Raw genomic sequence first — 2,543 nt, forward strand, 5'->3', positions numbered from 1 at the left:
GTCACCACCTTGGGCATGACCACGCCCGCGCAGGCCGCCGACACCGGCACCATCACCGGACTGCTCACCTACAACGGCACCCCCGTCGCGAATGCGGCCGTCAGCGCGACCCATTACGAGACCGGTGAAGCGCTCAGCGCGACCGCCGACGGCACCGGCCGCTACACCATCAGCGACCTGCCGACCGGGCCGTACCACGTGCACATCTACGCCGAGGGTCACCCGGCCCAGTACGCGCCCAGCACCCCCAGCTGGGATGCGGCGCAGCTCTACCACGTGAACGCGGGCGGGACGACCACGGCCGACGCGACGCTGATCCCGTTCGGGACCATTACCGGCCACCTCACCAGCAGCACGGGCGCGGCGGCCGCAGGCGTGTCGGTCAACGTCGCCTCCACCTCCGACTGGAGCGTCGGCAACTGGGGCCTCACGGACGAGAACGGCGACTACACGGTGCCCGTGGCGGTCGGCGAGTTCACGGTGCAGTTCCTGCTCGACGGCGCTACGCAGTACGCCTACGGCAAGCGCGACTACTGGGCGGCCGACACGTTCACCGTCGCGGCCGGACAGTCCGTCACGGTCGACGACACCCTGCTGCCGAGCGGGTCGGCCGGCGGCACGGTGCTGACCGCCGGCGGTCAGCCCATCGAGGGCGTGCACGTCAGCTTCGACCAGGTCTCGGGCGACGGCTACGCCAGCACCATGACCGACGCGGCGGGCCAGTACCGGCTCGACAGCCTCGCGCCGGGGCAGTACCTGGTCATCTTCACGCTGCCGGACAGCAACGCCGCCATGTACCACCCGCATGTCCGCAGCAGGGACGAGGCGCAGCCGGTGACCGTCGTCGCCGACCAGCACACCGACGTGGACGAGACCCTGTTCCCCACCGGGGCCATCGCCGGCCGGCTCACCCAGGCCAACGGCACCACGGGCATCGCGGGCGCCGACGTCAGCGCGAACTTCGGGCCCCTCCAGAGCGTCACCGGTCTCACCGACGACAACGGGTACTACCGGATCGAACCGGTGTTCACCGGCAGTTACCGGGTGAACTTCTACGACTACGAGACCGAGGCGTTCGACCAGTGGGCGACCGGCAAGCTCAGCTATGAGACGGCGAACGTCTTCACGGTGACCGCCGACGGCACCACCACCGTGAACGAAAAGCTGCTGGCCACCGGCTCGGTGAAGGTGACCGCGAAGGACGCCGTCACCGGCGGGGCCATCCCGGCGTTCAGCACCGATGTGCACAACCGCTACGGCAGCACCCGCACCGGCTCCGTGACGCTGTCCGACGTCGCGATCGGCACCCATCCGGTGCGGGTCTCCGCCCAGGGGTACGAGGCCAGCGAGGGCGTCGTGAGCGTCACGGTCACCGCCGGCCAGCAGGCCACGGTGGCGGTCACCCTCAACCGCGTCGCGAGCGTCCAGGGCAAGGTCGTCAACGCCGCGGGCCTCCCCGTCGCTGGCGTGTGCGTGGCGCCGATCACCGTGGGCCACTACCACCTCCCGGAGGGCTGCGGATACGAGACCGACGCGGCCGGCAACTACCTCATGCCGCTGTGGAGCGGCGCGGGCAGTTACCACCTGTTCGCCATCCCGGACCGTGACGGCCCGTACGGCGCCCAGTGGGTCGGCCCGACCGGCGGCACCGGCGACCCGCGCCAGGCGGCCGTCATCACCGCCGCCGACGGCCAGTGGGTCACCGCGCCGACCATCAAGCTCGACCGGGCGGGCACCATCACCGGCACCGTGACCAGCGAGACCGGGCAGCCGCTCGACTTCGACTACGCGTGGGTCGGCGTCTACTCCCCGCATCCCGGCCTGGGCCCGGGCTACGGCCACGTCGGCCTCGACGAGAACGGCCGCTACAGCACGGACTTCCTGGGTCCGTACCAGTGGGCGCTGATCTTCCAGGCCGAGGGCCACGCGCTGCAGTGGAGCGGCGGGGCCACCAACCGGTTCTCGGCGCAGACGGTGAAGGTCACCTCGGACGTGACGACGACCTACAACTACACGATGAAGGTCGGCAGCCTGGTCAAGGGCACGATCAAGCTGTCCGACGGCTCAGCGCCCGACGGCCGGTTCCTCGTGTCGCACTCGTCGACCGGCGAGTTCGTCGCCGTCGGCGAGACGGTCGCGGGCGCGTACCAGATGCGGGTGCTCACCCCCGCGCCGGTGACCTTCGCGTTCGAGAACAGCGCCGAAGGATCGGGCCCGAACCTGATCGGCACCGGCCGCATCTACCTGCGCGACGACGTCACCCTCAACTTCTGCGTCGTCGGGGGCCTGCGGTTCGAGGTCTGCGGCGGCCGCCTGCCGGCCGGACCGAAGGCGCAGGACACCCCGTCCCCGTCCCCGTCCCCGTCCGCGTCCGCGTCCCCGACGGCGCCGCCGCGCCGAACGGTGCCGACGGGCGACCGGCCGGCGGGCCGGCTCTAAGAACGCGCCGCACGAGCGGGGGTCGGGACCGATGGTCCCGATTCGCGAAGACGCTGCCCCAGGAGCCCGCACCCATCACCGCGGTCCGCACGCGCCGCCGCCCT

The 2,543-nt window shown here is 71.5% G+C and carries 1 protein-coding gene; it reads left to right on the plus strand.

The genetic code is table 11. From position 1 onward, the window contains the following. On the plus strand, positions 1-2,439 hold a 2,439-nt coding region (locus AB0J67_RS40590; RefSeq protein WP_363491071.1), incomplete at its 5' end, for a carboxypeptidase regulatory-like domain-containing protein. Positions 2,440-2,543: the final 104 nt, after the last annotated feature.

Source organism: Catellatospora sp. NPDC049609, assembly GCF_040675365.1.
Classification (GTDB): Bacteria; Actinomycetota; Actinomycetes; order Mycobacteriales; family Micromonosporaceae; genus Catellatospora.